Source organism: Intestinimonas massiliensis (ex Afouda et al. 2020), assembly GCF_001244995.1.
GTDB lineage: Bacteria > Bacillota > Clostridia > Oscillospirales > Oscillospiraceae > Intestinimonas > Intestinimonas massiliensis.
The window spans coordinates 1118528-1144168 of record NZ_LN869529.1; the positions used below are offsets into that span (position 1 = coordinate 1118528).

The window sequence follows — 25641 nt, forward strand, 5'->3', positions numbered from 1 at the left end:
TTCCTCACAGCCACAGGAGCAGACTGCCCACCTGATAGACCAGCAGCGAGCCCAGATAGGCGGCGCCGATCTGCCAAGCGATGGAGGCCAGGGTCCACCCGGTGGAGTTCATCTCCTTGCGGATCGTGGATACCGCCGCCACACAAGGGACGTACAGCAGCACGAACACCAGGAAGGAATAGGCGGCCAGCGGGGTCTGAAAGGTACCGGAGAGGGCTCCGGCGATGGCGGCACCGCTGGCGGTCACCGAGAAGCCGTAGAACATGCTCATGGAGGAGACCACCATCTCCTTGGCGATCAGACCGGACAGCAGAGCCACCGCCGCCTGCCAGGTGCCGAAGCCCAGGGGCTTGAGCGCCGGGGCAAGGAAGGAACCCAGCGTACCCAGCAGGGAGCCGGCCTCATCGCTGACCATGCCGAAGCGGCCGCCCTCAAAGCCGAAGGACTGAAGGAACCAGAGCAGCACGCTCATGGCCAGGATCAGGGTGCCCGCTTTCACCAGAAAGCCCCGCACCTTCTCCCACACATGGAGAGAGATGTTTTTCAGTGTGGGCAGGCGGTAAGGGGGCAGCTCCAGCACAAAGGCGGCGGGCTCGCCTTTGAAGACAACTTTTTTGAGGATGATGCCCGACAGGATGGCGAACACCAGGCCGGTGATGTAGAGAGAAAAGACCACCAGACCGCCATATCGGGGGAAAAAGGCGGCGGTGAGCAGGCCGTAGACCGGCAGCCGGGCCGAACAGGACATAAAGGGCACCAGCATGATTGTCATGCGCCGGTCCTTTTCATTTTCCATGGTGCGGGCCCCCATGACGGCGGGCACCGTGCAGCCGAAGCCCATCAGCATAGGGATAAAGGCCTTGCCGCTCAGGCCAAAGCGCCGCAGCAGGCGGTCCATGATAAAGGCGGCCCGGGCCATATAGCCGGAGTCCTCCAGGAAGGAGAGAAACAGGAACAAAATGGCGATTTGGGGCAGGAAGGTGAGCACGCCCCCCACCCCCGCAATCACGCCGTCCACCAGCAGGGCCTCCACCCATGGGGCTACTCCGGAGACGGCCAGCACCGCGCGGACGAAATCGGCGAAATATCCGCCGATCAGCGTATCCACCCCGTCGGCCAGGAGCTGGCCGGGACCAAAGGTCAGGGCAAACATGGTCAGCATCATCAGGAAAAAGACCGGCACGGCCAGGAACCGGTGGGTAACGATGGAGTCGATCCGGTCCGACAGGGTCAGGGACCCGTGAGGCTGGCCCCGCTTCACCGCAAGCTGGACCACATCCTGGATGAAGCGGTAGCGGCTGTCGGCCACCAGGGTCTCCCGGTCGCCCAGGGCGTAAGCCCCCTCATACTCCCGGCAGATGGATTCCAGCCTCTCCCGCTCCGGACGGGTCAGGTCCAGGGCCTTCTCCACCAGGGCATCCCCCTCCAGCAGCTTGACCGCCGTCCAGTGGGCGGGCAGGCCGGCGGCGTAGGCCCGGTCGTGGACCAGCTCCCCCACCCGATGGTGGATGGCGTGGGTGTAGTCGTCGTAGAGGTCGTCGGGCTCCACCGTCACCCCCACATGCATCTGGTTGTGGGCCACCTCCAGCAGCGTCTGGATATTCTTCCCCGTCCGGGCGGTGATGGGGATGACGGGCACCCCCAGAGCCCGCGACAGCCGCTCCAGATCGATTTTGTCCCCCCGCTTCTCTACCTCGTCCATAAAGTTGAGGGCGATGACCATGGGCCGCTCCAGCTCCAAAAGCTGGGCCGTCAGATACAGGTTCCGCTCAATGTTGGTGGCGTCGATGATATTGATGATGGCGTCGGGGTGCTCCCCCACAATGAAGTCCCGAGCCACGATCTCCTCCATGGAGTAGGGGGACAGAGAATAGATGCCCGGCAGGTCCACCACCGTCACCGGCTTGCCGTCCACCTCCGCCCGGCCCTCCTTCTTCTCCACCGTCACGCCGGGCCAATTGCCCACATATTGGTTGGAGCCGGTGAGGGCGTTGAAGAGGGTGGTTTTACCGCAGTTGGGATTGCCCACCAGGGCCAGCTTCATCTCCCGGGTATCGTGGCTGGCATAGTCCGGCGTACCGCCGTGCTCCGCCTCCTCATGGGCGTGGTCGGCGCTCATGCGGCGCAGAGCGGCCTCATCCGGGATGTGCTGGACCATTCCCTTGTACCGGCTCCTGCCCAAGCCCGGGGCCTGGGCAGGAGGACACACCGTGATCTGGCCCGCGTCCTCCTTGCGCAGTGAGAGCTCATAGCCCCGGAGGTTCACTTCGATGGGGTCCCCGAAGGGAGCAATCTTCCGCACCGTCACCAGAGTGCCGGGCGTCAGCCCCATATCCACCAGCCGGCGCTTCACAGGCCCCTTTTCATTTCCCACCGCAAGGATGACCGCGCGCTCGCCGGGAGCCACCTCCACCAGGGTCCCGGCGCTGTGTTTCACTTCCGTCATCGGTCTCATTACCTTCCATTTGTTAGTCTCTTTTAACTTTCTGCTGTGGTATTATACTGCATCCCCACACCCTTTACAAGGGGCAGAGCAAATTTTCTGAAAAAAAGGAAACGGCCGCACGGCGGATTCTGTTCCGCCGCGCGGCCTGCCGCTGGATTTCACACAGGGCTTGGGTCCAAAGGCTGGGTCCGGGTGCACAGCCGCTCCAGCAGGGCGGGCGTATGGCTGACGATGAGCAGGCCCAGCTCCCGCCGCGCCGCCTCCTCCAGCAGAAAGTTCCAGATCTGGGCCTGGGTAATGAGATCCAGCATGGTGGAGATCTCGTCGCACAGGAGAAACCGGGTCGCCGGCCCCAGAGCCCGGGCGATGCAGAACCGTTGGAGCTCTCCGCCGGAGAGCTCCGTGGGATAGCGCTCCAGCCAGCCCGGCTCGATGTGCAGTCCGTCCAGCACCCGCTGCTCCACCGGCCAGCCCTCGGCCAGGGTGTCTCCCAGCTTCATCAGCGGGTCCACTACCGTCTCCGGGTGCTGCCATATCATCTGCACAGGGCAGTAGCCCCGCCCATGCGCCAGGGGCCGGCCGTCCAGCAGCACCTCTCCCTCCTTCGGCTTTTCATAGCCGGCGAGCAGCTTGCACAGGGTGGTCTTGCCCCGGCCGCTGGGGGCGGTCAGCCCCAGCCGCTCCCCCGGCTTCAGGGTCAGATTCACCCGGTCCAGCACCGCCCGGTCCTTCCGGCGGTAGCCAAAGGACAGGGCCTTTCCCTCCAGGCTCATGCCTCCGCCCCCCTCTCCGGGTGGAGGCAGCGGACAAAGCCGCCCTCCACCGGCCGGTAGGGCACCGCACTTCCGCACTCCGCCGTCCGGCGGGGGCATCGGGGCAAAAACGGGCAGCCCCGCGGCGCCGCGCCCGGGTAGGGCTGGGCCCCGGGGATGGGCTGAAAGCCGTGCTGGGGCATGGCCCGCCACAGGGCCCGAGTATAGGGGTGGCGGAGGGTCTCCTCCGCCGCGAAATCCGAGGCCGGGGCCTCCTCGATGGTCTCCCCCGCGTAAAAGACCGCCACCCGGTCGGCAATGGCCAGGGCGGCCTCCAGATCGTGCGTGATAAGCAGCAGCCCCGCCCCGCTGTCGGCAATCTCCCGAAAGTGGTCCATGATATGGTGCAGAGACCGGGGGTCCAGACCCGGCGTGGGCTCGTCGGCGATAACCAGAGAAGGGGCCTCCACCACGGCGGTGGAGATGAGCACCCGCCGGGTCATACCGCCGGAGAGCTCGAAGGGATAGAGCGCCTCCACCTCGCTCCCCAGGTGATAGCGGCCCAGGATCTCCCGGCTCCGCGCCCGGGAGGCCGGGTCCCGCCGCCCCTTGCGGATCTGGGGCCCCACCTGCATCAGGGGGTCCAGATAGCCCACCGACTGGGGGATGAGGACGATCTCCCGGCCCCGCAGCTCCTCCGCCCGCCGGGGCGTCAGGGGCTCGCCCCGGTAGCGGATGCTGCCCGACTGGCGGGCGTTGTAGGGCAGGATGCCCAGGATGCCATGGGCCAGCAGGCTTTTGCCCGAGCCGCTGGAGCCCACCACCGCCATCACCTGGCCCGGCCGGATGGTCAGGTCCAGGTCCCGGATGACGGGGAGGCTCCGCTGCCGAACACCCTTGTCGTACTGGGTAAAGGAGATGGACAGCCCTTCCACCTCCAAGACCGGCATTGTCATGTCCATCCCTCCCTATTCATGCAGGCTGGCCGGGTCCAGCAGGCGGCGGAGATGCTCCCCCATCACGGCGAAGAGCACCACCGTCCCCACCAGAGCCAGGCCGGGAAACAGGGCCAGCCACCACTTGCCGGTGGTGAGGTAGCGCATGCTCTCCGACAGGATGACCCCGATGGCGGGCTGCTCCGGCGACAGACCGAAGCCCAGAAAGGTGATGCTGGCCTCGTGGAGAATGGCGTGCGGAAACTGCAAAATGAGTCCGGTGAGGAACTGGGGCAGCAGGTGGGGCAGCAGATGCCGCCGGACAATCTGGAGTCTGCTGCGGCCCAGCTTTTCTGCCACCCGGACGTAGGGAGCCTCCCGGAGCTGGAGCACCTCCCCCCGGAGGACCCGGGCCAGGGAGGTCCAGTGGCTGAGGGCCACGCCGGCCACCACGCCGGCGAAGCCCTTGCCGCAGGCCAGGGAGATGAGCATCACCAGCAGGATGTGGGGAATACCCATCACCAGGTCGATGAGCCAGGAGACGGCGGCGTCCACCCACCGGCCCAGAGTGGCGGCAGCCGTCCCCAGGATCAGGGCCACCACGGCGCTGACCGCCGCCGTAAGCACCCCGATCCGGATACTGAGGGACAGCCCGGTGAGGGTGCGGGCGAGCATGTCCCGCCCCATCCAGTCGGTGCCGAAGAGGTGCCCGGCGCAGGGGGGCAGGTTCTTGCGGGAAAAGTCGGTGGTCATAGCCTCTCCGGCCAGCAGCAGCCCCGCCGCCGCCACGGCAGTCAGGAGTACGGCGCAGAGGCACAGCAGGGCCACCGTGCGCTTTCGCCGGTTGAAATGGCTCATGTCCGGGCTGCCCCCCTTCGGATCTTGGGGTCCACCACCCCGTAGAGCAGGTCGGCCGCAAGATTGCCGCCGAACACGATGGCGGCGCTGACCACCGTAATGCCCAGCAGCAGGGGCAGGTCGCTGCCCAACCCCGCCGTCACGGCACACTGGCCCAGGCCGGGGTAGGAAAAGACCTGCTCCACCAGCACGGAGCCGCCAAAGATCTCACTGATGGAGGCGAATTGCAGGGTGAGGGCGGGCAGGGCCACATTCCGCAGGCCGTGCCGCAGGACGATGGCGGCCCTGCTCTCCCCCCGCGCCCGGGCAAAGAGGACATAGTCCGACTCCATAACATCGCACATCTTTTCCCGAGTGTGCAGGGCGATGCCGGCCACGCCGGTGATGCTGAGGGTGAGGGCGGGCAGAACGGCGTGGCGCAGCCGGTCGGCCAGGGTCACGGCGGCGGCGTCCGTTCCGATGGGGACGGACAGACCGATGGGCAGCACCCCCAGCCAGACCGAAAAGATCATCAGAAGCAGCAGGGCCAGCCAAAAGGCGGGGGTGCTGGAGATCAGCAGGCAGTAGCCCCGGATGAGCCTGTCCGGCAGCCTGCCCCGGCAGGCCCCCGCGATCACGCCCAGAGCCAGGCCCAGCACACCGGACAACACCCAGGCCGCCGCCATCAGCCACAGGGAATTTTGCAGCCGCTGGCCCACCACCCGGGTCACCGGCTGGCGGTAGAGCAGCGAAGTGCCCAGGTCCCCGCGAACGAAATCGGACAGCCAGCCCAGGTAGCGCTCCACCGGCGGAGTGTTCACCCCCCAGTAGTCCTCCAGCTTGGCAATCTGCTCGGGGCTCATGGCCCCCAGCGCGGCCTGTCCCACGTTGGTCCGGAGCGGGTCCAGCGGAGAGGCAGACATGAGCAGGAAGGCCGTCAGGCTCACCCCCAGCAGGAGCAGCGCCATACGCAGCAGCTTCTTCCCCGCGAATTGCAGCCGGTGCTTCATCTCGCGTCACTTCCTCTTCCGCTCAAAATGGCCCTCAGGCCCAGGACCAGGCGTCCACGTTGTTGGCGATGGACCAGCCGTGGCCGTGGGGATGGATCTTCTGCGCCGCCACCTGCAGACCGTCCCGGACCCAGTACAGGTGGTTGACGTTGACCAGCCACACCCAGGGGCAGTCCCCTTCACCGGTGACGCCGGTGACGCCGTCCCACTGGGCCTTCTGCCACAGAGTGTAGGACTCCTCCAAATCGCCGCAGGCCAGGGCCTCGTCCATATAAGCGTCCACCGCCGCGCTGGCGTAGGGGGAATACTCCGCAGAACCCGTGTCCCCGATGGTGTGATAGATGTTATAGAGCTCCATGGGGGTGTGGGCCCCCCAGCCCCACATCAGGGGCTCGGACCGGGCCCGGTCATAGGCGGTGTCCCAGCCCACCCCCTCGATGGAGGCCGCGATGCCCAGCTCCCCGAGCTGATTGGCCAGGTCGGCCGCCAGGGCCTGCCGGACAGAATCGCTGCTGGGATACAGGAGGTTCAGCTCCGCCCGGACGCCGTCCTTGACCCGAACACCGCCGTCCGCCATGCGCCAGCCCGCTTCGTCCAGCAGGGCCGCCGCCGCGTCGGGGTCGTACTCCACCTGGGAGGCGGGGTTATACCAGGGCAGCTTGTCGCAGACGCTGTAGGCCGGGGTGCCATAGCCGTTCAGAACGTTGTCGATCATCTCCTGCCGGTCTACACCCAGGTTGATGGCCCGGCGGACCAGCACGTCGGCGGTCAGGTCGTTGCCCACGCCGTCTCCGGCGGGGGCGGCGGGCAGGTTGATCCCCCGGTTGTCCACACTCTCGCAGGAGAGCAGGCTGTAGCCCGCCGGGGCCTGATCGGCGTAGGTGGCGGAGGTGTAAACCAGATCGGCCTGCCCCGCCTTCACCGCCAGGAAGGCGGCGTCTTCCTCCATGAAGAGGACGGTGACCTTTTTCATTTTCGGGGCCTCGCCGTAGTAGTCGGGGTTGGCCTCGAAGATGACCTGCTGGCCCTTGTCCCACTGCTTCAGGATGTACCGGCCGGAGCCGATGGGGGCCTGGCCGTAAGAGGCGGCGTCATAGGCGTGTTCGGGCACGATGCCCACGATGGCCATGGTGTAGGGCCAGATGGAGTAGGGCCTGGTCATATGGAACCGCACCGTGGTGTCGTCCACCGGCTCGGCAGAGGCGAGCATGGTAAAATCGTTGACTGAGCTGGACGCCTTCACTGTGTTGTAGGTAAAGGCCACGTCGGCGGCGGTGAGGGGCTCCCCGTCGGTAAAGGTCACGTCGTTCCGGATCCGCACCGTCCAGGTCAGGCCGTCGTCGCTGACGGCGCAGTCGGTGGCCAGGTCGTAGCCGATGGTCAGGTCGGGATTGGTAACGGTGAGGGTGGATTGGATCAGGGGCTCATGGACGTGCTCCCCCGCTCCCCACCCGTAGGCCGGGTCAAAGCCCGCCTCGGGCTCTGACTCCATGTTCATCACGATGACCACCGCGTCCTTCTCCTCCCCCGTTTGGGAGGGGGCGGGCTGGATGCCGGAAGGGGACGCCCCCCCGCTCTGACAGCCGGTCAGGGCGGAGACCGCCAACAAACCGGATAATACAAGACTGCAAATTCTCTTCAAGTTCCTCTTCTCCTTATAATTGAGATAAGACTTCTTTCCATACCGCTTCAAAGGACAGGCCATGTTCCCGGGCGACGGCGGCCACGTCGTCGTACTCCGGCTTGGCGTGGACAATGCCGAGGCCCTCCGCCCGCTTGACCCGGACGCTCCCCCATCGGGTCTCCGCGCGTTCCGTCCGGGGCGCCAGGAAATACTTGACGCAGCGTCGGGCCCGCAGACCGTTGGTGGCGGTGTGCTTCAGGATGGCCGCCGCCACCTGGCACTCCCGGTCGGGCTCGCACAGGGCGGTGAGCACCCAGCCGGGCCGCCCCTTTTTCATCTGGCCGGGGAGGGTATACACGTCCAGAGCCCCCAGCTCCAGAATACGGGCGCAGGCAAAGGCCAGGGCCTCCGGCGTCATGTCGTCCAGGTTGCACACCAGCTCCACGATCTCCCCGTTGGGGCCGGCGGACTCCACCATCTCCCCCAGAAAGGCCCGGACACAGTTGGCGCGGCCAAACTCCTTTTTCCCCACGCCGTAGCCGGTCTTTTGGATGGACAGAACGGGCATGGGCCCAAAGGAATCGGCAAATTCCGTGAGCAGGGCCGCCCCTGTGGGGGTGCACAGCTCGCCCTGAATCCCCCCGCCCCAGCAGGGTACGCCCTCCAGCAGGGCGGCTGTGGCGGGGGCGGGCACCGGCACCATGCCATGGGCGCAGCGGACCATGCCGCTGCCCACATGGACGGGGGAGACCACGATGCGCTCGGGCCTCAGAAGGGAGAGCGCGTAGCACACGCCTGCAACGTCGGCCACCGCGTCCAGGGCCCCCACCTCGTGGAAGTGGACCTGGTCCACCGGGCAGCCGTGGGCCCGGGCCTCGGCTGCGGCAAGCCGGTCGTAGACGCTCACTGCCCGGTCCCGCACCGCCTGGGGCAGGGGCAGGGCGGCGATGTGGCCCCGGATATCGGTCAAAGCCGCGTGGTGGTGGCCCCCATGGCCGTGGTCATGAGAATGCCCCGGCCCCTCGTGGGTATGGTCATGGCAGTGGGCATGGTCGTGAGCGTGCGCGTGAACATGCTCGTGTGCATGGGCGTGGTGGGAATGCCCCTCGTCATGGCTCTCCTCCTCTTCCCCGCAGACCGTCACAACCATATGCGTGCCTGCGATGCCACAGGTGGACGCCGCCTGGGCCTCCACTGCCACACCGGGCAGCCCCAGGCCGTTCATGGTGCGGAGGAAGCCCGCCTGATCGTCCAGCAGTTCATAGAGCGCCGCCATCAGCATGTCCCCGGCCGCCCCCATGTTGCACTCCAAATACAAAGTCTTCATGACTTTCCGTCCCTTCCTGTCGTTAGTCGGCCTTCAGGCCCTCCATCTGATTGATCATGCTGGCCAGATACCCCGCGCCGAAGCCGTTGTCGATGTTGACCACGCTGCACCCAGAGGCGCAGGAGTTGAGCATGGCCAGCAGGGCAGACAGGCCGCCGAAGCTGGCCCCGTAGCCCACGCTGGTGGGAACGGCCACCACGGGGCAGTCCACCAGGCCGCCCACCACGGAGGCCAGCGCTCCCTCCATGCCCGCCACCGCCACCACGCACCGGGCGCGCATCAGCACGTCCAGGCTGGACAGCAGCCGGTGGAGCCCGGCCACGCCCACGTCGTACAACCGGGTGACGTGATTGCCCATGGCCTCGGCGGTGAGGGCCGCCTCTTCGGCCACCGGCATATCGCTGGTCCCGCCGGTACACACCACGATGGAGCCCAGCGCCGGCCGGTCGCCCGGAAAGGCGATGCCCAGTCTGGCCTCCGGGTGGTATTCCAGCTCCACCCCTGCGGAGACGATGGCCGCCTTCTCTGCGTCCATGCGGGTAATGAGGATGTTGCGGCAGCCCCGCTCCCCCATGGCCCGGGCGATGCCCAGGATCTGCTCCGCCGTTTTGGAGGCCCCGTAGAGGACCTCCGCCGCTCCCTGCCGGACGCTGCGGTGGAAGTCCACCTTGGCGTAGCCCAGGTCCTCGAAGGGAGAGCGCTTCAGCTCCAGCAGCGCGTCCTCCGGAGTGGCCGTTCCATCCGCTACCGCCCGCAGCAGCTCCAGGATCTCATGCTTGTTGTCCATGCGCCCCACCTCCTATCGGGTCTCCAGGTCCAGCAGCACCGCGTCAAACCGGGGACTCAGCGCCTTACGAATGGCCTCCCGCTGCTCCGATGCCCGGTCCCATTGGTCGGCTGGAAGCTGGATGCGGGCCGCGCCGCTCAACAGCCGCACCCGGAAGTCGGTGAAGCCCAGGGCAAACAGAGCCCCCTCCGCCGCCTCCACCCGCTCCAGATCCACGGCCGTGATGGCCGTGCCCGTTGGGATGCGGGTGGCCAAGCAGGCATAGGCGGGCTTATTCCAGGTAAAGAGCCCCGCCTCCTTGGACTGTGCCCGGATCTCCGCCTTGGTGAGCCCGCACTCCCGCAGGGGAGAGCGGACCTCCAGCTCCCGCAGGGCCCGCAGGCCCGGCCGGTCCCCCGCGTCGTCCGAAGCGTTGGTGCCGTCCAGCAGCAGGGTGTGACCGTCCCGGCGGGCCGCCTCCCACAGCAGGGCGAACAAGGCCCGCTTGCAGTGGTAGCAGCGGTCCGGCCCGTTGGCGGCAGCCAGGGGAACGGATAGAACATCCGCCTCCACCACCCGCAGGGGGACCCCCACCTCCTCCGCCAGGCGCCTGGCGTCCTCGTACTCGAATTCCGGCTGGAACGCCGTGCGGACATAGTAGGCCGTCAGGTCACAGCCCCAGTGCCTGCCCGCCCACAGCAGGTAGGCGGAGTCCACCCCGCCGGAAAAGGCCAGGGCCGCCCGCGGGTTGGCCTGGAAAAAGGCTTGCAGCGTCATGTTTTTTCCTCCTTGCGCGTCAAAAGGACAAAAAAAGAGCACACCATCCCTGGTATGCCTTCTGGCCGCGGCGCAGGCTTCTTTCCTGCGCCCGTCGTTGATCGGTATGGAAAAAGTGCGGGGACACCGGGCCCTTCTGGGCCCCAGGACGCCTTCTGACGCTCTGCTGCTGCCATTTTACCAACAGTTGGGGCGGCTGTCAAGAGGGCCGGTCCTCCGTCAGGGAGCCTTTTCCATTGACGAAGACGGTCGGACCCCGTAGAATAAAGAGGACAGACTTTCCATACACGGCAAGGAGCACACTCATGAAAAAGCCACTCACCGCCCTGCTGCTGGCCCTGGTCCTGCTGGCCTCTCTGCGGACTGCGGGGGCCGCCGGGCCCAACGGGACCATCTCCGTGGACCTCTACGACAATGCCGCGGGGCGCTATCAGTCCGTCCAGGCCGACGTGGTGACGCTCACCCTGGACGGCGCCCCCCTCTCCGGCGATTTGCCCGCTCTGGTGCAGGCCGGACGCACGCTGGTGCCCGTCCGTCTGGTGGCCGAAGCCCTGGCCGCCGAGGTCCTCTGGGTGCAGGAAACCGGTCAGGTGATCCTGAAGCGAGGGACGGACACGGTGGTCCTCACCCTGGGCAGCAGCCAGGCCCTGGTCAATGGACAGAGCCTCCCCCTCCCCGACGGGGTGCCCGCCACGGTGGTCCGCTACCAGGGAATGGACCGGACCACGGTCCCCCTCCGCTTCGTCTCCGAACAGTTGGGCGCCCGGGTGGACTGGAATCAGGCCGCCTATAGCGCCCTTCTCACCTCCCCCGCCGGTCAGGCCCCCGCGCGCCCCGCCCTTCAGGTCACCGACATCCAGGCCGACGCCAATGCCCAGACGGTCCTCATCACCACCAACCACAAGCCGGACTACCAGGTGCTGGACCTGGGGGACCGGGTGGTAGTGGATATAAAGGGGGCCGCCCTCTCCTCCGGCTTCCCCGGCCGAATCACGGTGGACAATGAGCTCATCTCCGCCGTCCGCTACGCCGACCACGGCGACGACCTCTATCCGGACTATGCCCATACCGTGCGGGTAGTGCTGGATCTGAGGGACGGCATCACCTATCGGGAAAATGTGACGGTGGAGGTCCGGGACAACGGCGTACTGCTCACCACTTCCCTCCCCGACCGGGCGGAGCCCGACTACATCCCCACCGCCCCCATCGACCCCCAGCGCTCCACCATCGTCATCGACCCGGGCCACGGCGGCGGACGCACCGGCGCCCAATACGAGGGCATTGCGGAAAAGACCATCAACCTGTCGGTATCCAAAAGGCTCCAGGCCATCCTCCGGGGATATGGCTACAATGTGGTGATGACCCGGACCGGAGATGCGGACGTGGGGCTCTATGAGCGGGCCGACATCGCCAACGCTGTGGAGGCCGATCTCTTCGTCTCCCTCCACTCCAACGCCGCCCCCAACTACCCGGACTTCTCCGGCATCTACACCTACTACCACCCTTCCAGCGGACGGGGCGCCCGGCTGGCACAGGCCATCCAGACTCCGCTGACCCGTCTTACGGGCGGAATCGACCGGGGCATCAAAAGCGCCGACTTCGTGGTGCTGCGGGAAACCGAGATGTGCGCGGTGCTGGTGGAGATGGGCTTCATGACCAACCATGACGAACTGATGGACCTCATCGACGACGGCTATCAGGATAAGCTGGCCCAGGGCATCGCCGAGGGCATCGTCACCTACTTAAACGGGCTTCGCTAACGGCAGGAAGGGCCGGGATGGGATATCCCATCCCGGCCCCTTTTTTACATCGCCCAGGCGCACAGGCCCAGCAGGGCCAGCCCCGCCAGATTGGCCAGGGTAAACACCCCGAGATACCGTCCGGGACGGCTGCCCTCCGAGCGGAGATAGGCCCGAAAGGAGATCAGAGAGGCCAGGGAAGCGATCGGGGTCCCCAGTCCCCCCACGTTGGTCCCCACCAGCAGGCCCCGCCAGTCCCCGGTAAAGCCAGCAAGCAGCACGGCGGCCGGCACGTTGCTGACCACCTGGCTGGCCAGGGCGGCCGTCAGGGCGGTGTGTCCCTCCAGAAGGCCGGTCAGCCAATCCCGGACCGCTCCGATGCGGCCCAGATTCCCAGAAAAGACAAAAAAGCAGAAAAAGGTGGCCAGCAGCCCGTAGTCCACCCGCCGGAAAAGCTGCCGGTTGACCGCCAGTCCCGCCGCGATCACCACCGCCGTCAGCACGCCATAGTGGAGCACACGGAACACCGACAGCAGGCACAGGGCAAACAGTCCCGCCATGACCCGGAGCTGCCCCCCCTTCTCCAGCCGCTGTACGTCGCGGAACTCCACCTGAATGGGATCGCCGCTGGTGCACAGCGCGGCGGCGGTCAGCCCCGCCAGACTCACCAGGGTCAGGGGCAGCAGGGTCGAAAAGAAATCTCTCATTGGGATCTGAAATCGGGAGCAGAGAAACAGATTCTGCGGATTGCCCACCGGCATGGCCATGCTGCCCAGGTTGGCCGCCACGGTCTGGAGGACAATGAGATAGATGCGCTCCCGGGTCCGACCGATCAGCCCCAGCACCAGGATAGTAAACGGCACAAACGTGATGAGCGAGACATCGTTGGTGATGAGCATGGAGCTGAAAAAGGGCAGTAGCACCAGAATCAGAGCCAGCAGGCGGAAGCGCTTGCGTCCCGCCAGCAGCCGCCGGGCCAAAACGGCGAACACGCCGCAGTCCTCCGTCCCGGCCACCACCAGCATCAGGCAGAACAGCAGGCACAGCACCCGAAGGTCCACATAGGCGGCATAACCCCTGTCCGGCGGCACCGGCAGCATGGACAGCAGGGCGCAGACTACCGCAAGGGTCAGTACCGGCTCGCGCTTGAGAAATGGGACAACTCGTTTGCCTTGGATGGCTTGCATATCTGCCTTCGCTCTTTTCTTCCTGATCTTGGCTCTCAGGCCAGCAGGGCCGCCGCCGCCGTGCCCAGTAAATTGGCGTTCTCCACCCGGCGGAACACCAGATGACGGCCCAGCTCTTCCGTGATATACGTGTGGCACAGCCGCTCCAGCTTCCGCCGGAAGAGGTAGCCCTTATAGAAGGTGGACCCCTCCGCCACCACGCAGGCGGGACGATGGATGCTCCGGCCCAGATCGGCCTGCTCCAGCACGGCGGCCAGGTTGCAGCACACCAGCCGGGCCGCCCGCTCCACGCTGCGGTCGATGATGGTATAGACCAGCTCCCGGTCCCTCTCGCTGCCGCAGGCCGCGGAGAGCAGCCCGCCGCCGTAGGGACGGGCGGCAAAGGCGTCAGCCTCCACCAGCTCCAGACCATCCAGCGCCCGGAGGGTATCGGCCAGCCCGGAGGAAAACAGGCCGTCCTCCGCCCCCTGCCGCAGCGCGTGATAGATCACCTCGCCCTGGTAGCGGCCGGAGACCATCTTTTCGTAAAGGCACTTCCCCGTGTCCATGCTGCCGGCATCCAGACGCCGGTCAAACGTCCCCTGGGGCACGCCGCAAAAGCCGCCGGACTCCATATTGATGATCATGCTGGCCGCCGACCAGGGTGTGGACAGCTTGGCGATGTTCTCCCGGCGCTCGGAGTAGCAGGTGTTGACCCCCGTACCATAGATGAGCCCCGCGTAGCCGTCAAAAACCTCATCCTCCAACCCGGCCACACCGCCCAAAACGGCGGCCACCGTGTCGTTGAGGACCACAAACTCCACTCCCGGCGCCCCCTTGGCCGCCAGAGCGGCGGAGATTTCCTCTCCCAGCAGCATCCCCTCCGAGCCGGTGATCTGCACCTGCTTGGAGATGGCCACCACCCGTCCGTCCCGGTTGGGCAGGATCTCGGCGGCGTAGGAGAAGCACAAGCCCACCCGGCGGCTCTTCCCCGTCAGCGGCAGGAGGATGTCTGACACCTGGTCCAGAAAGGCCTCCTTTGTGACGGCTCCCCGGGAGCCGGGCATGGGCTGGACCGTCAGGTCCTCGATCACCGGCCCGCCGGCGGTCATCGTAACCACTGCGGAGCGGAAGTTGGTTCCCCCGGCATCCACCACAATGACGCTCCGGTCCCGGGGCAGTTCCCCCTCCAAGGTCAGATAGGTGGGCAGCATCAGGACAGGGGTCTCCTCCCCCCGCAGACCCCTGCCCATCTCCTCCAAAAAGCTCCGGGTACACCGGTGCAGAGCGATCTCCTCCGGCCCCATGTGGTATTTTTTCAGAAATTCATCCGCGCGGTCGGAAACAGCACGCATGGAAACGCACCTCCATCCAATGAGACGGCGGCCAAGCCGCGCCCTTGTATGCTTGATATGTACCCACCCATTTTACCCTATTTTTCTCCCGCAGGCAAGGCAATCGTGTCCTTTCTTTTTTTGTTGGCACTCACCGCAGTTTATGGTATACTTTTACCAGTAACAGCCGGGGCCGCAGTCCCGGCGAAAGGAGCGATACCATATGAAAAAAGTCGCCTTCATCGGTGTGGGCGTCATGGGCCGGGGCATGGTGAAAAACCTGCTCCAAGCAGGCTTCCATGTGCAGGTCTATTCCCGCAGCAAGAACAAGCTCGCTGATTTCCTGGCAGAGACCGGCGCGGTCTGGCACGATACCATCCCAGACTGCGTGGCCGGCTGCGATGCGGTCATCACCATGGTGGGCTATCCGAAGGACGTGGAGGAGGTCTACTTTGGCCCGGGCGGCATTCTCTCCAGCGCCGGAGCCGGGACCTACCTCATCGACATGACCACCACCGATCCCAAGCTGTCCCAGCGCATCTATGGCGAAGCTTCCGCCCGTGGACTCCATGCCTTGGACGCGCCGGTCTCCGGCGGGGACACTGGGGCCAAAAACGGCACCTTGTCCATCATGGTGGGCGGCGAGCAGGCCGATTTTGACGCCTGCCTGCCCCTGTTCCAGGCCATGGGCAAGAGCATCCTTTACGAAGGCCCCGCCGGCTTCGGCCAGCACACCAAGATGGCCAACCAGATCGCCATTGCCGGGGCGGTCTCCGGCGTGTGTGAGGCGCTCTCCTACGCTGAGCATATGGGGCTGGACACCCGGAAGATGCTGGACAGCATCAGCCAGGGCGCCGCCGGAAGCTGGCAGATGAGCAACGTGTGCCCCAAAATGATGGCGGAGGACTACGCCCCCGGCTTCTTCCTCAAGCATTTCATCAAGGACATGACGATCGCCGCCAGCCAGGGCGCGGGGGAGCTGCCCGTGCTGCGGCAGGTCCTTTCGGAGTATCAGGAACTGGAGGCCGCCGGGGAAGGCGACCTGGGTACCCAGGCCCTGATTCGCTGGTACCGGAAGGACTGAAACGCTTTTATGACCGTCTCCCGCCGGACCTCTTTTGAGGTCCGGCTTTTTATTTTGATTGCGCCTGCGCAAAATTTGTAGTATACTGTTTTATCTTTTGTGGAGCCTCATTCGAAAGGAGACGCGCCCATGAGCATTGCACGGCTCTTTCAGGAGAAATCTGTGGTTTTCTCCTGTGAAGTATTCCCACCGAAAAAGACCAGCCCCATTGAAACCGTCTACCGAACCCTGGATCAGCTTCAGGACCTCCGCCCCGACTACATCAGCGTCACCTTTGGAGCGGGCGGCTCCGCCGGAGACAATCTGACCGGCCGCATTGCCGCCGCCATCCAGGACCAGTACCACATCCCCTCGGTGGCCCACCTGTCCTGCGTCAACTATACCCGGGACGAGGTGGCCGGGCTGCTGGACGGTCTGAAAGCCATGGGCATTGAAAACATCCTGGCCCTGCGGGGAGACATGGACCCAAACCACCCCCCCAAGACAGATTTTCAGTACGCCAGCCAGCTCATTGCGTTCATCAAGAGCCGTGACAACAGCTTCCACCTCTCCGGGGCCTGCTATCCGGAGGGCCACATCGAGAGCCCCGACATGGTCAGCGACATCCTTAACCTGAAAAAGAAGGTGGACGCCGGGGCGGAGCATCTGGTCTCCCAGCTCTTCTTCGACAACGACGACTTTTACGATTTCCGCGAAAAGGCCCGCATCGCCGGGATCAACGTGCCCATCCAGGCGGGCATCATGCCGGTGCTCAACAAAAGCCAGATCGAGCGTATGGTCTACCTCTGCGGCGCCAGCATCCCCAAGAAGCTGGCCCGGATGCTCAGCCGCTACGGCGACCACCCGGCGGCCCTGCGGGACGCGGGCATCGCCTATGCCATTGACCAGATCTCCGATCTGGTGGCCAGCGGCGTGGAGGGTATCCACCTTTACACCATGAACAACGCAGGGGTAGCCCGCGCCATCTTCGATCGGGTCTCCACGCTGTTCACCGTGTGAGGCTTCTCTATGGACATCACTCTGACACACATCCCCCGGGAAGAGGTCCTGCGCTATCTGGGCTGCCCCGGCACGGAGGACCCGGCCACTCTGGCCCTGGTGGAAGGCTGTTCCGCCCGGCTGCTCGCCGCCGCCCGGCCCAAGTGGACGTACCGGGTCTTCGGCCTCGCCGTTCAGACCGACGGGGTACGGCTGGACTGCGGGCTCCTGCTGCCCGGCCGGGACCTGGCCGCCCATCTGCGCGGCTGTTCCCGGGCAGCCCTTCTGGCCGCCACCCTCTCCGCCCCGGTGGACGCCCTGCTGCGCCGGGCCCAGGCCGAGGACCTGGCCGCCGCCGTTGCGCTGGACTGCTGTGCCACCGCCGCCGTCGAAGCCGTCTGCGACCTGGCGGAGGCGGAGATCCGGGCCCGGTTCCCCGGCTGCTCCTTTCCCTTCCGGTTCAGTCCGGGCTACGGGGATCTGCCCATCGAGCTCCAGGACCCCATTCTCCGGCTGCTGGACGCCCCCCGGCGCGTGGGGCTGTGCGCCACTGACCGCCACATCCTCACCCCCCGCAAATCGGTGACCGCCGTTCTGGGCATCTCCGACGGCGAGATTTCCCCCCAGAAGCGAGGCTGCGCCTCCTGCACCTTCCGGGACCGCTGTAAATTTCAATGCAAGGAGAGTATTTGATGTGGACTTTCGAACGCTCTTGAACGCGCCCGGCTTTGTCCGTCTGGACGGAGCCATGGGCACCATGCTCCAGCGCAAGGGACTGCCGGTGGGCATGGCCCCCGAGCTGGCCGGCCTGGAGCATCCGGACTGGCTGCTGGAAATCCACCGGGCGTATCTGGCCGCCGGAGCTCAGGTCGCCACTGCCAATACCTTTGGGGCCAGCGCCCTTAAGCTGGCGGGCACCGGCTGCACGCCTGAGGCAGTCATCGCCGCCAATGTGAGTCTGGCCCGGCAGGCCGTAGGAGACCGCGCCCTGGTGGCTCTGGACATCGGCCCGTTGGGCCAGCTTCTGGAGCCTACCGGCACCCTGCGCTTTGACGATGCCTACGACTGCTTCGCTCAGATGGTCCGGGCCGGCGCCAAAGCCGGCGCCGACCTGGTGCTGCTGGAGACCATGACCGACCTCTATGAGGTCAAGGCCGCCCTTCTGGCTGTAAAGGAAAATTCCAGTCTCCCAGTGATCTGTACCATGACCTTTGAGGACAACCGGCGCACCTTCCTGGGCTGCGATCTTCCCTCCATGGCCCTGACCCTGGAGGGCCTGGGAGCCGACGCCATCGGTGTCAACTGCTCTCTGGGGCCCCGGGAGTTTCCGGCGCTGCTGGAGGAGCTGGCCCGCTGGACCTCGCTGCCCCTGGTGGCCCAGCCCAACGCCGGGCTCCCCGACCCCGGCGGCAAGGGATATGACATTACACCGGAAGAGTTTGCAGACAGCATGGCTGACCTGGCCCGGCTGGGGGTCAAGTGCCTGGGCGGATGCTGCGGCACCGATCCCGCCTATATCGCCCTGACGGGGAAACGGCTGGATAAGCTCACCTACCGGCGTTCCCTCCCCCAGGTCCCCGCGGCGGTGTGCAGCGGCACCCGGACGGTGTCCGTGGACCGGGTCCGCATTATCGGCGAGCGCATCAACCCCACCGGGAAAAAGCGCTTCAAGGAGGCCTTGCTCCGGGAGGACATGGATTACATCCTGGACCAGGCCCTGCAGCAAACCGGGGCGGGGGCCGACCTTCTGGACGTCAATGTGGGCCTGCCTGAGATCGACGAGCCCGCCATGATGGTGCGGACGGTCAAGGCCCTCCAGGGAGTCACGGACGCCCCCCTCCAGTTGGATTCCTCCGACCGGCAGGCTCTGGAAGCCGGTCTGCGCGCTTACAACGGCAAACCCATCGTCAACTCGGTGAACGGAGACGACCAGGTGCTGGATGCCCTACTCCCCCTGGTGAAAAAATATGGCGCGGCGGTGGTGGGCCTCACGCTGGACCGGGACGGCATCCCCAAAACCGCGGAAGAGCGCCTCGCGGTGGCCCGGCATATCCTGGACAAGGCCCTCACCTACGGCATCCGGCGGGAGGACGTCTACATCGACTGCCTGACCCTTACCGTCTCCGCCGAGCCCCAGGCCGCCGCCGAGACGCTGAAGGCGGTGGCGCTGGTCAAGGAGAAGCTGGGACTTAAGACCGTACTGGGGGTGTCCAACATCTCCTTCGGACTGCCCGGCCGACCCCTGATTAACCAGAATTTTCTCACCATGGCCATGACCCACGGACTGGACCTGCCCATCCTCAATCCCAATGTGGAGGCTATGACCGCCGCCGTGCGCTGCTATCACCTGCTGACTAATCAGGACGCCGACGCCAAAGCATTTATCACCGCCTATGGCGGGACCCCAGCCGCGCCCTCTCCCGCCCCGGCTGCCGGACGCAGCCTGGCGGACACCGTCATTCACGGTCTGAAGGGCGAGGCTCACGCCGCCGCCCGGGCCCTGCTGGAGACGACGGCCCCCATGGAGGTGGTCAACGGCGTGCTGATCCCTGCCCTGGACAAGGTGGGGGCTGATTTCGAGGCGGGCCGTATCTTCCTTCCTCAGCTCATTCAAGCCGCGGGAGCCGCGCAGGCCGCCTTTGAGGTGGTGCGGGAGCGCCTATCCTCCGACAGCGGCGGCGAGACCGCCAGCCGCGGCACCATCGTGCTGGCCACCGTCCAGGGGGACATCCACGATATCGGCAAAAACATCGTCAAGGTACTGCTGGAAAACTACGGCTACACCGTGGTGGACCTGGGCCGGGACGTGGACCCTGCCGCCGTGGCAGAAGCCGTCCGGCGGCATGAGGCGCCGCTGGTGGGGCTGTCCGCCCTCATGACCACCACCCTGGGCAGCATGGAAAAGACCATTACCCTTCTCCATGAGGAGGGGCTCTCCTGCCGGGTGATGGTGGGAGGCGCCGTTCTGACCCCGGACTACGCCCGGAAAATGGGCGCCGACTTCTATTCCGGCGACGCCAAGGAAAGCGTGGACATCGCCAAGCGCATTTTCGGATAAAAAAGGACCGTGTGCATGCACACGGTCCTTTTTCTGTCGTTACAGCAGATTCTCCTCGCTCTTCGGGTCGAAGAGATGGACCAGGTCCTCCCGGAATGTGAAATAGATGGGCGTCCCATAGCCCAGTCCGCCCCGGAGCTCCTCAGACAGCTCGGTGGTGGGGACCCGCAGGACCACGTCTTTGCTGTCCTGGGTGGTGACGTGGAGGTGAATCTCGCTGCCCATCATCTCGGACACGTCCACCTTGGCGGCTACAAAGTGCTCCCCCGGCGTCAGGGCAAAGGCAATGTGCTCCGGACGGATGCCCAGAATCACGTCCTGGTCGCCGTACCCCTTTTCTGCCAGCCTCTGCTGGATTCGGTCCGACAGCGGCATCACCGCCCCGGCCACAGCCGCCTGGTAGCCCGCGCCGGTCTTTTGGAGCCGGGCGTCAAAAAAGTTCATCTGGGGAGAGCCGATGAAGCCCGCCACAAAGATGTTGGCCGGGTGCTCAAACACCTCCTGGGGCGTGCCGATCTGCATGATGTAGCCGTCCTTCATGATGACGATGCGGTCACCCAGCGTCATGGCCTCGGTCTGGTCATGGGTGACATAGATGAAGGTGGTGTCGATGCGCTGGCGGAGCTTGATGATCTCGGCCCGCATCTGGTTGCGCAGCTTGGCGTCCAGGTTGGACAGGGGCTCGTCCATGAGGAACACCTGGGGGTTGCGGACGATGGCCCGACCGATGGCCACCCGCTGCCGCTGGCCGCCGGACAGGGCCTTTGGCTTGCGGTCCAGATAGCTGGTGATGTCCAGGATCTCGGCGGCCTCCCGAACCTTTTTGTCGATCTCCTCCTTGGGCAGCTTGCGCAGCTTCAGGGCGAAAGCCATGTTTTCGTACACGGTCATGTGGGGATACAGGGCATAGCTCTGGAAGACCATGGCGATATCCCGGTCCTTGGGCTCCACGTCGTTCATCCGCTTTTCACCGATGAACAGGTCGCCCTCGCTGATCTCCTCCAGACCGGCCACCATCCGCAGCGTGGTGGATTTGCCGCATCCCGAGGGGCCTACCAGCACGATGAATTCCTTGTCCGCGATCTCCAGATTGAAGTCGTGAACCGCCGTCACCTTGTTGTCGTAAATCTTTTTTACGTTCTTCAGGGTCACAGTTGCCATGTACCTGGGCCGTAAGGGCCATGCCTCCGCAAAGTCCCCCTCGCCCATGAAGAGCGAACCTCCATGGACGTTACGGCAGGTCTCCACACTGCCGCACCGCCGGCCCGGCGGAGCTGGTCTCCTCCTTTTTTACGGCTCCCGCGGCGCTATGAGGTAGGAGTAGCGGAGCGGGGCCTGTTTCGTGGGCCGTGCATCCGGCCCTGAACGGATGATACCATATCTCAGCGGATATTTCCACCGCAAACAATATTTCTCAGTCCCATATTTTTGTCCAGAATGGCCCAATTGGCCCGTTTCCCGGTTTCCAGGCTGCCCACCCGGCTGTAGATGCCGATGCCCAGGCCGGATTGACGGCGGCAGCCTTCACCGCCGCGGTCAGAGGGGCGCCCATGGACACAACCGTACGGATAAAGTCCAGGGCGCCGGCGCGCTCCGGGGCTACCGGCACCAGCTTTACCAAGCCGCCGGCCGCCGGTTATCCGCATACCGTTTCCCCGGCTTCTACCAGCGCGTGGAGCGCCGCCCGATCCCCCACCAGCGTCACGTCGGGATGGAGCTGGAGGATTGAGGCGGGCACCTGAGGGGTCACTGGCCCCCGGAAGGCCCGGCACACGATCTCCGCCTTGTCCTCCCCGCTGACCACCACCAAAATGCGCCGGGCCTGCATGATGTTCTTGATGCCCATGGTCAGCGCCCGCCGCGGCACGTCCTCCCGGGAGGCAAAGAACCGGGCGTTGGCATCGATGGTGGTCTGGGACAGGTCCACCGCATGGGTCTCCAGCTCAAAGGTGTGGCCCGGCTCGTTGAAACCGATATGCCCGTTGTGCCCCATGCCCAGAAGCTGCAGGTCGATGCCCCCCAGCTTCTGGATGACCCGGTTGTACCGGGCGCATTCGGCCTCCGGGTCCTCCGCCAGGCCGTTGGGCACATGGGTGTTCTCCGGCCGGACGTCAATGTGGTCGAAGAAATTCGTCTGCATGAAACGGCGGTAGCTCTGCTCATGAGTGGGGGCCAGGCCGCAATATTCGTCCAGATTGACCGTCCGGGTCTCGGCAAAGCTGAGGTCGCCCTTGCGGTACCATTCGATGAGCTGCTGGTAGGCTCCAATGGGGGTGGACCCGGTGGCAAGCCCCAGGACACAGTCCGGCTTCAAAATCACATGGGCGGAGAGAATATTGGCCGCTCGGCGGCTCATCGCCTGATAATCCTCCGACTGGTAGATCCGCATGGCAGTATGACTCCTTTATTTACAGTATTTGACGCTCCTATGGTGCGCTCCTTTTGCGCACTTTTCATTAGCATATACCATTTCCTCCATCCCCGTCAACTTATCCTGCGGCATATGTGCAAAAGGGCCCCGGATGCGCGGCGCATCCGGGGCCCACTTTTGTCTTACAGCAGCAGGCCGGTGAGGCACTGGCCGGCCAGAAACAGGAGGAATGCGCTGAGGACCGGCGCGGCCCGGCACACCGGGCCGGAGGACAGGCGGTCTGCCATGGAGGTATAGAGCATGGCGGTTACAGCAAAGACTGCCCCGCCCAGCAGGCACAGCTCCAGCGCCTGGGCGGCGCTCACCAGCCCGGCGCACCAGGGCAGCAGACCGAGGGTAACCCCGCCCAGCAGGATCAGGGGGACCCACGCCCGCCTGGCGCCCGGAGCCAGATAGCGCTCCACAACCAGCGCGGCCAGGGAGAGGGCCGTCACCACCGGAACGTTCAGCTCCGGCAGAACTGTGGCAGGCGCAAAGGTCCTCCACAGCAGCACACACAGGCAGGCCAGACCGACCACGGCGGCCAAAATCACATTGAGCAGCAGGCTGCGATTCCGTTCCATTACCAATCCCCCCATTCCGTCGCGCTGGAGGACACATCCGCCCCGGTGACGAAGGCCGCCGCCGAGTTGACCCCCTTGGCGATGGCCTTGGAGGTCACCGTGGCCCCGGTGAGGGCTTCGATGTCCTTCCCCACCGACGCCTCCCCCGCCGTGCCCAGGAACTGGCCCAGGAAGGCGGTGTCGGTCAGGGCCTCCCGGCCCAGGCCATAGGTCTCATGCAGGTCCCGGACCACTACGCCGGTCACGCCGCCGTCCTTGCCCACGCCCACCAGGAGCGTCACGTCCCCCGCATAGCCGGCGGTGACGGTCTCAATCACATAGCCCGCATCCGCCCCATAGACGGCCCGGATGTTCTCGTCCTTTCCGGTGTATTCCTCCGGGACAAAGCCGGAGCCGCCGGGCAGAAGGCGGGCCATCATGGCCTCCCGCTCGGCCGCCCGGTTCCGCTCCGCCGCCGGGCGCAGGGCGGCGGCGGCCCCAAGCAGCACCAGTGCCGAGAGGGCAATGGCGGCTATCGGTCGTAAAAGCTCTTTCATGCCGCCCCTCCTTTCACCGCGCCGAAGCGACGGGGCGCGGTATAACGGTCGATGAGCCACACGGCGGCGTTCATCAGCAGAATGGCATAGGTCACTCCGCCAGGGAACAGTCCGTTGTAGCGGAAGAGCACCGTCAGCACGCCGCAGCCCACTCCATAGAGAAGCTGGCCGCGGGGCGTGGCCGGCGAGGTGGCGTAGTCGGTGGCCATGAAGATGGCCCCCAGCATCACGCCGCCGCCGAATAGGCTGTAGAGCATCCACTGCAGCGGGTCCTCCCCCTTGGAAAATGCCAGGGTCAGCAGGGCCACAGAGCCCAGGTAGGCCACGGGAATGCGGGGAGAAATGACCTTTCGCGCCACCAGATAAACTCCGCCCAGGAGCAGCGCCAGGGCAGAGGCCTCTCCGATGCAGCCGGCCACATTGCCCAGGAACAGGTCCAGAAGCGGCGTTTCGGGCAGAGCGGGCATCTGCATGTGGTGGAGCGGGGTGGCCGAGGTGGCCGCCTCCGCGGCGGAGCCCAACAGGGGCAGCTCCGCGCCGGGGGCGGCAAAGCGCACCAGCCAGGACGGCCACAGCATCAGCAGGAAGGCCCGGGCCGCCAGGGCCGGGTTGAAGATATTCTGTCCCAGCCCACCGCACAGGCCCTTGACCGCCACCACAGCGAACACGCCGCCCAGAGCCGCCAGCCAGTAGGGCGCGGTGGCGGGGAGGGTCATGGCCAGCAGGACGCCGGTGACGGCGGCGGAGCCGTCGGGCAGGGTGTTGTGCTGCCGGGTCAGCACCCGGAACAGCCCCTCGGACGCCAAGCAGGCCAGAACGGTCACCGCCGTCAGCAGGAAGGCCCGTGGGCCGTAGGCCCAGGTCCCCGCCGCCAGGGCGGGCACGAGAGCGATGAGCACGTCGCGCATGATGCGCCCGGTGCTCTCCCTCCCCCGGATGTGGGGGGAGGCCGTCACGGTCAGGTTCATGAGGCATTCTCCTCCTTCACGGCTCGTTTTCCCGCCCGGAAGGACTCCACCAGCGGGAGCCGTCCGGGGCAGACATAGGCGCAGCAGCCGCACTCGATACAGTCGGTGAGATTCAGCCGTCTCAGAGCGGTCAGGTCTCCCGCCTGCTCGAAGCGGTAGAGGTACAGGGGCTGGAGGCTCATGGGGCAGGCCGTCACGCATTTCGCGCAGCGGATGCACTGGGGGTGCGCCCCCTCTCGGTCCTGTGCCCGGGACAGGCAGAGTACCGCATTGGTGCCCTTGACCACCGGGACGGCCAGGTCAGCCTGCGCCACGCCCATCATGGGACCGCCGGAGAGGACCTTCCACACGTCGCCGGTCAGCCCGCCCGCGGCAGCAATGACCTCCGAAAACGGGGTGCCGATGCGAACGATGAGGTTTTTCGGCTCCCGCACCCCCTCTCCAGTGACGGTGACGATGCGCCGGGTCACCGGCTCCCCCTCGTACACCGCTTTGTAGATCGAAGCGAAGGTGGCCGCATTGAACACCGCGCAGCCCACGTCCTTCGGCAGAGCGCCGGGGGGCACCTGCCGCCCGGTGACGGCCTGAATGAGCTGCTTCTCCGCCCCCTGGGGGTAACGGGTGGGCAGGATCAGCAGTTCTATGCCGGGGAAGGTCTCCATCTGTTTTTTCAGGATACCGACGGCCTCGGACTTGTTGTCCTCCACCGCCAGTACCGCCCGCTTGGGCTCCAGCACCGCCATCAGCGCCCCCATTCCCCGCAGCACCTGCTCGGGATAGGTGCACAGCAGCGCGTCGTCGGCGGTGATGTAGGGCTCGCACTCACAGGCGTTGGCAATGAGGGTGTCCACCCGGCCCATGCCGGCCACCGTCTTTACGTCGGTGGGGAAGGTGGCGCCGCCCATGCCGACGATGCCCGCCTCCCCAATGATGGAGACGATCTCCTCCTTGGTCAGGCCGGAGAGGTCCAGATGGGGCTCCAGCGCTGAGGCGGGCGTATCCTGGTAGTCGTTTTCAATGACCACCGACAGCACCTGGCCGCCGCCGGGATGGGGGCGGGGCTCCACCGCCGTCACCAGGCCGGAAACCGAGGCGTGGACGGGCACGCACAGGCCCTCCCCGTCTCCCAGCTTCTGGCCCAGTCCCACGGTGTCGCCGGGCTTCACCAGGGGGGTGCAGGGTGCGCCGATGTGCTGGCGCAGGGGGATGACCACCTGAGCGGGAATGGGAGCCGGGGCCGGGATGCCCCGGCCGGTCAGTTCCTTGCGGTCCGCCGGATGGACGCCGCCGAAAAACAGGTGTTTCATGCT

General features: G+C 65.8%; 21 protein-coding genes and 1 pseudogene. 5 read left to right on the forward strand and 17 right to left on the reverse strand.

What is annotated here, in order from left to right:
• Positions 1-4: 4 nt before the first annotated feature.
• The 9 genes from feoB to larE all read right to left on the reverse strand — a co-directional run bounded on the left by feoB (position 5) and on the right by larE (position 10474).
• On the reverse strand, positions 5-2446 hold the full coding sequence (feoB, locus tag BN2154_RS09330) for a ferrous iron transport protein B (RefSeq protein ID WP_094762443.1): 2442 nt from the start codon (positions 2444-2446) through the stop codon (positions 5-7).
• A 158-nt stretch (positions 2447-2604) separates the two neighbouring features.
• Entirely contained in the window at positions 2605-3219 is a 615-nt protein-coding gene (locus BN2154_RS09335; RefSeq protein ID WP_050618536.1) for an ABC transporter ATP-binding protein, read from the reverse strand.
• Entirely contained in the window at positions 3216-4148 is a 933-nt protein-coding gene (locus tag BN2154_RS09340) for an ABC transporter ATP-binding protein (protein WP_050619597.1), read from the reverse strand. The genes BN2154_RS09335 and BN2154_RS09340 overlap by 4 nt, the downstream gene beginning before the upstream one ends.
• A gap of 18 nt (positions 4149-4166) precedes the next feature.
• The gene (locus tag BN2154_RS09345; RefSeq protein WP_050618537.1) at positions 4167-4991 is read right to left on the reverse strand and encodes an ABC transporter permease; all 825 of its coding nucleotides are present in this window, start codon (positions 4989-4991) and stop codon (positions 4167-4169) included.
• Positions 4988-5980, reverse strand: a complete 993-nt coding sequence (locus tag BN2154_RS09350; RefSeq protein WP_050618538.1) for an ABC transporter permease — start codon at positions 5978-5980, stop codon at positions 4988-4990. Before BN2154_RS09350 ends, BN2154_RS09345 begins: the two co-directional genes overlap by 4 nt.
• Before the next feature lie 34 nt (positions 5981-6014).
• Positions 6015-7622, reverse strand: coding sequence for an ABC transporter substrate-binding protein (locus BN2154_RS09355; RefSeq protein WP_050618539.1), 1608 nt, complete (start codon positions 7620-7622; stop codon positions 6015-6017).
• A 13-nt stretch (positions 7623-7635) separates the two neighbouring features.
• The gene (larC, locus tag BN2154_RS09360; RefSeq protein ID WP_050618540.1) at positions 7636-8931 is read right to left on the reverse strand and encodes a nickel pincer cofactor biosynthesis protein LarC; all 1296 of its coding nucleotides are present in this window, start codon (positions 8929-8931) and stop codon (positions 7636-7638) included.
• 22 nt (positions 8932-8953) lie between these two features.
• Positions 8954-9718 carry a nickel pincer cofactor biosynthesis protein LarB gene (gene larB / locus BN2154_RS09365; RefSeq protein ID WP_050618541.1) on the reverse strand — a complete coding sequence of 255 codons (765 nt, stop codon included), beginning with the start codon at positions 9716-9718 and terminating at the stop codon, positions 8954-8956.
• A 12-nt stretch (positions 9719-9730) separates the two neighbouring features.
• Positions 9731-10474: an ATP-dependent sacrificial sulfur transferase LarE gene (gene larE / locus BN2154_RS09370; RefSeq protein ID WP_050618542.1), complete on the reverse strand. Its 744-nt coding sequence runs from the start codon at positions 10472-10474 to the stop codon at positions 9731-9733.
• 305 nt (positions 10475-10779) lie between these two features.
• Between larE and BN2154_RS09375 the strand changes: the two genes are divergently transcribed.
• Positions 10780-12234, forward strand: coding sequence for an N-acetylmuramoyl-L-alanine amidase family protein (locus BN2154_RS09375; RefSeq protein WP_050618543.1), 1455 nt, complete (start codon positions 10780-10782; stop codon positions 12232-12234).
• 44 nt (positions 12235-12278) lie between these two features.
• On the opposite strand, the gene BN2154_RS09380 is transcribed toward BN2154_RS09375, so the two are convergent.
• A complete protein-coding gene (locus BN2154_RS09380) occupies positions 12279-13400 on the reverse strand; it encodes an SLC13 family permease (RefSeq protein WP_050618544.1) in 1122 nt (373 codons plus the stop codon).
• 35 nt (positions 13401-13435) lie between these two features.
• A complete protein-coding gene (locus BN2154_RS09385) occupies positions 13436-14734 on the reverse strand; it encodes a hexokinase family protein (protein WP_050618545.1) in 1299 nt (432 codons plus the stop codon).
• Positions 14735-14933: 199 nt separating this feature from the next.
• Here BN2154_RS09385 and BN2154_RS09390 point away from each other — a divergent pair.
• The 4 genes and pseudogenes from BN2154_RS09390 to BN2154_RS09405 all read left to right on the forward strand — a co-directional run.
• A pseudogene (locus BN2154_RS09390) lies at positions 14934-15797 on the forward strand (NAD(P)-dependent oxidoreductase); the annotation flags it as partial.
• A 129-nt stretch (positions 15798-15926) separates the two neighbouring features.
• Positions 15927-16796, forward strand: a complete 870-nt coding sequence (gene metF, locus BN2154_RS09395; protein ID WP_050618547.1) for a methylenetetrahydrofolate reductase [NAD(P)H] — start codon at positions 15927-15929, stop codon at positions 16794-16796.
• A 9-nt stretch (positions 16797-16805) separates the two neighbouring features.
• The gene (locus tag BN2154_RS09400) at positions 16806-17468 is read left to right on the forward strand and encodes a hypothetical protein (protein WP_050618548.1); all 663 of its coding nucleotides are present in this window, start codon (positions 16806-16808) and stop codon (positions 17466-17468) included.
• 1 nt (position 17469) lies between these two features.
• Positions 17470-19833 carry a homocysteine S-methyltransferase family protein gene (locus BN2154_RS09405; protein ID WP_050618549.1) on the forward strand — a complete coding sequence of 788 codons (2364 nt, stop codon included), beginning with the start codon at positions 17470-17472 and terminating at the stop codon, positions 19831-19833.
• Positions 19834-19872: 39 nt separating this feature from the next.
• Here the strand turns inward: BN2154_RS09405 and BN2154_RS09410 are convergent, their stop codons facing one another.
• From BN2154_RS09410 to rsxC, 6 genes are all read right to left on the reverse strand, one after another.
• Positions 19873-20994 (reverse strand): ABC transporter ATP-binding protein, encoded by a 1122-nt coding sequence (locus tag BN2154_RS09410; protein WP_050619598.1) that lies wholly within the window; start codon positions 20992-20994, stop codon positions 19873-19875.
• A 475-nt stretch (positions 20995-21469) separates the two neighbouring features.
• On the reverse strand, positions 21470-22222 hold the full coding sequence (gene nagB, locus BN2154_RS09415; protein ID WP_050618550.1) for a glucosamine-6-phosphate deaminase: 753 nt from the start codon (positions 22220-22222) through the stop codon (positions 21470-21472).
• 164 nt (positions 22223-22386) lie between these two features.
• Entirely contained in the window at positions 22387-22827 is a 441-nt protein-coding gene (locus BN2154_RS09420; RefSeq protein ID WP_050618551.1) for a hypothetical protein, read from the reverse strand.
• A complete protein-coding gene (locus tag BN2154_RS09425) occupies positions 22827-23363 on the reverse strand; it encodes an RnfABCDGE type electron transport complex subunit G (protein ID WP_050618552.1) in 537 nt (178 codons plus the stop codon). Before BN2154_RS09425 ends, BN2154_RS09420 begins: the two co-directional genes overlap by 1 nt.
• A complete protein-coding gene (locus tag BN2154_RS09430) occupies positions 23360-24331 on the reverse strand; it encodes an RnfABCDGE type electron transport complex subunit D (RefSeq protein ID WP_050618553.1) in 972 nt (323 codons plus the stop codon). The genes BN2154_RS09425 and BN2154_RS09430 overlap by 4 nt, the downstream gene beginning before the upstream one ends.
• Positions 24328-25638, reverse strand: a complete 1311-nt coding sequence (gene rsxC / locus BN2154_RS09435; protein WP_050618554.1) for an electron transport complex subunit RsxC — start codon at positions 25636-25638, stop codon at positions 24328-24330. Before rsxC ends, BN2154_RS09430 begins: the two co-directional genes overlap by 4 nt.
• Positions 25639-25641 lie beyond the last annotated feature (3 nt).

Bases quoted from the DNA above. Each gene is read 5' to 3' on its own strand.
- BN2154_RS09420 (WP_050618551.1), bottom strand. From the start codon at position 22,827: ATGGAACGGAATCGCAGCCTGCTGCTCAATGTGATTTTGGCCGCCGTG.
- BN2154_RS09350 (WP_050618538.1), bottom strand. From the start codon at position 5,980: ATGAAGCACCGGCTGCAATTCGCGGGGAAGAAGCTGCTGCGTATGGCG.
- BN2154_RS09410 (WP_050619598.1), bottom strand. From the start codon at position 20,994: ATGGCAACTGTGACCCTGAAGAACGTAAAAAAGATTTACGACAACAAG.
- BN2154_RS09375 (WP_050618543.1), top strand. From the start codon at position 10,780: ATGAAAAAGCCACTCACCGCCCTGCTGCTGGCCCTGGTCCTGCTGGCC.
- BN2154_RS09430 (WP_050618553.1), bottom strand. From the start codon at position 24,331: ATGAACCTGACCGTGACGGCCTCCCCCCACATCCGGGGGAGGGAGAGC.
- nagB (WP_050618550.1), bottom strand. From the start codon at position 22,222: ATGCGGATCTACCAGTCGGAGGATTATCAGGCGATGAGCCGCCGAGCG.
- larC (WP_050618540.1), bottom strand. From the start codon at position 8,931: ATGAAGACTTTGTATTTGGAGTGCAACATGGGGGCGGCCGGGGACATG.
- rsxC (WP_050618554.1), bottom strand. From the start codon at position 25,638: ATGAAACACCTGTTTTTCGGCGGCGTCCATCCGGCGGACCGCAAGGAA.
- BN2154_RS09335 (WP_050618536.1), bottom strand. From the start codon at position 3,219: ATGAGCCTGGAGGGAAAGGCCCTGTCCTTTGGCTACCGCCGGAAGGAC.
- BN2154_RS09425 (WP_050618552.1), bottom strand. From the start codon at position 23,363: ATGAAAGAGCTTTTACGACCGATAGCCGCCATTGCCCTCTCGGCACTG.
- BN2154_RS09345 (WP_050618537.1), bottom strand. From the start codon at position 4,991: ATGAGCCATTTCAACCGGCGAAAGCGCACGGTGGCCCTGCTGTGCCTC.
- BN2154_RS09380 (WP_050618544.1), bottom strand. From the start codon at position 13,400: ATGCAAGCCATCCAAGGCAAACGAGTTGTCCCATTTCTCAAGCGCGAG.
- feoB (WP_094762443.1), bottom strand. From the start codon at position 2,446: ATGACGGAAGTGAAACACAGCGCCGGGACCCTGGTGGAGGTGGCTCCC.
- larE (WP_050618542.1), bottom strand. From the start codon at position 10,474: ATGACGCTGCAAGCCTTTTTCCAGGCCAACCCGCGGGCGGCCCTGGCC.
- metF (WP_050618547.1), top strand. From the start codon at position 15,927: ATGAGCATTGCACGGCTCTTTCAGGAGAAATCTGTGGTTTTCTCCTGT.
- BN2154_RS09340 (WP_050619597.1), bottom strand. From the start codon at position 4,148: ATGCCGGTCTTGGAGGTGGAAGGGCTGTCCATCTCCTTTACCCAGTAC.
- BN2154_RS09385 (WP_050618545.1), bottom strand. From the start codon at position 14,734: ATGCGTGCTGTTTCCGACCGCGCGGATGAATTTCTGAAAAAATACCAC.
- larB (WP_050618541.1), bottom strand. From the start codon at position 9,718: ATGGACAACAAGCATGAGATCCTGGAGCTGCTGCGGGCGGTAGCGGAT.
- BN2154_RS09400 (WP_050618548.1), top strand. From the start codon at position 16,806: ATGGACATCACTCTGACACACATCCCCCGGGAAGAGGTCCTGCGCTAT.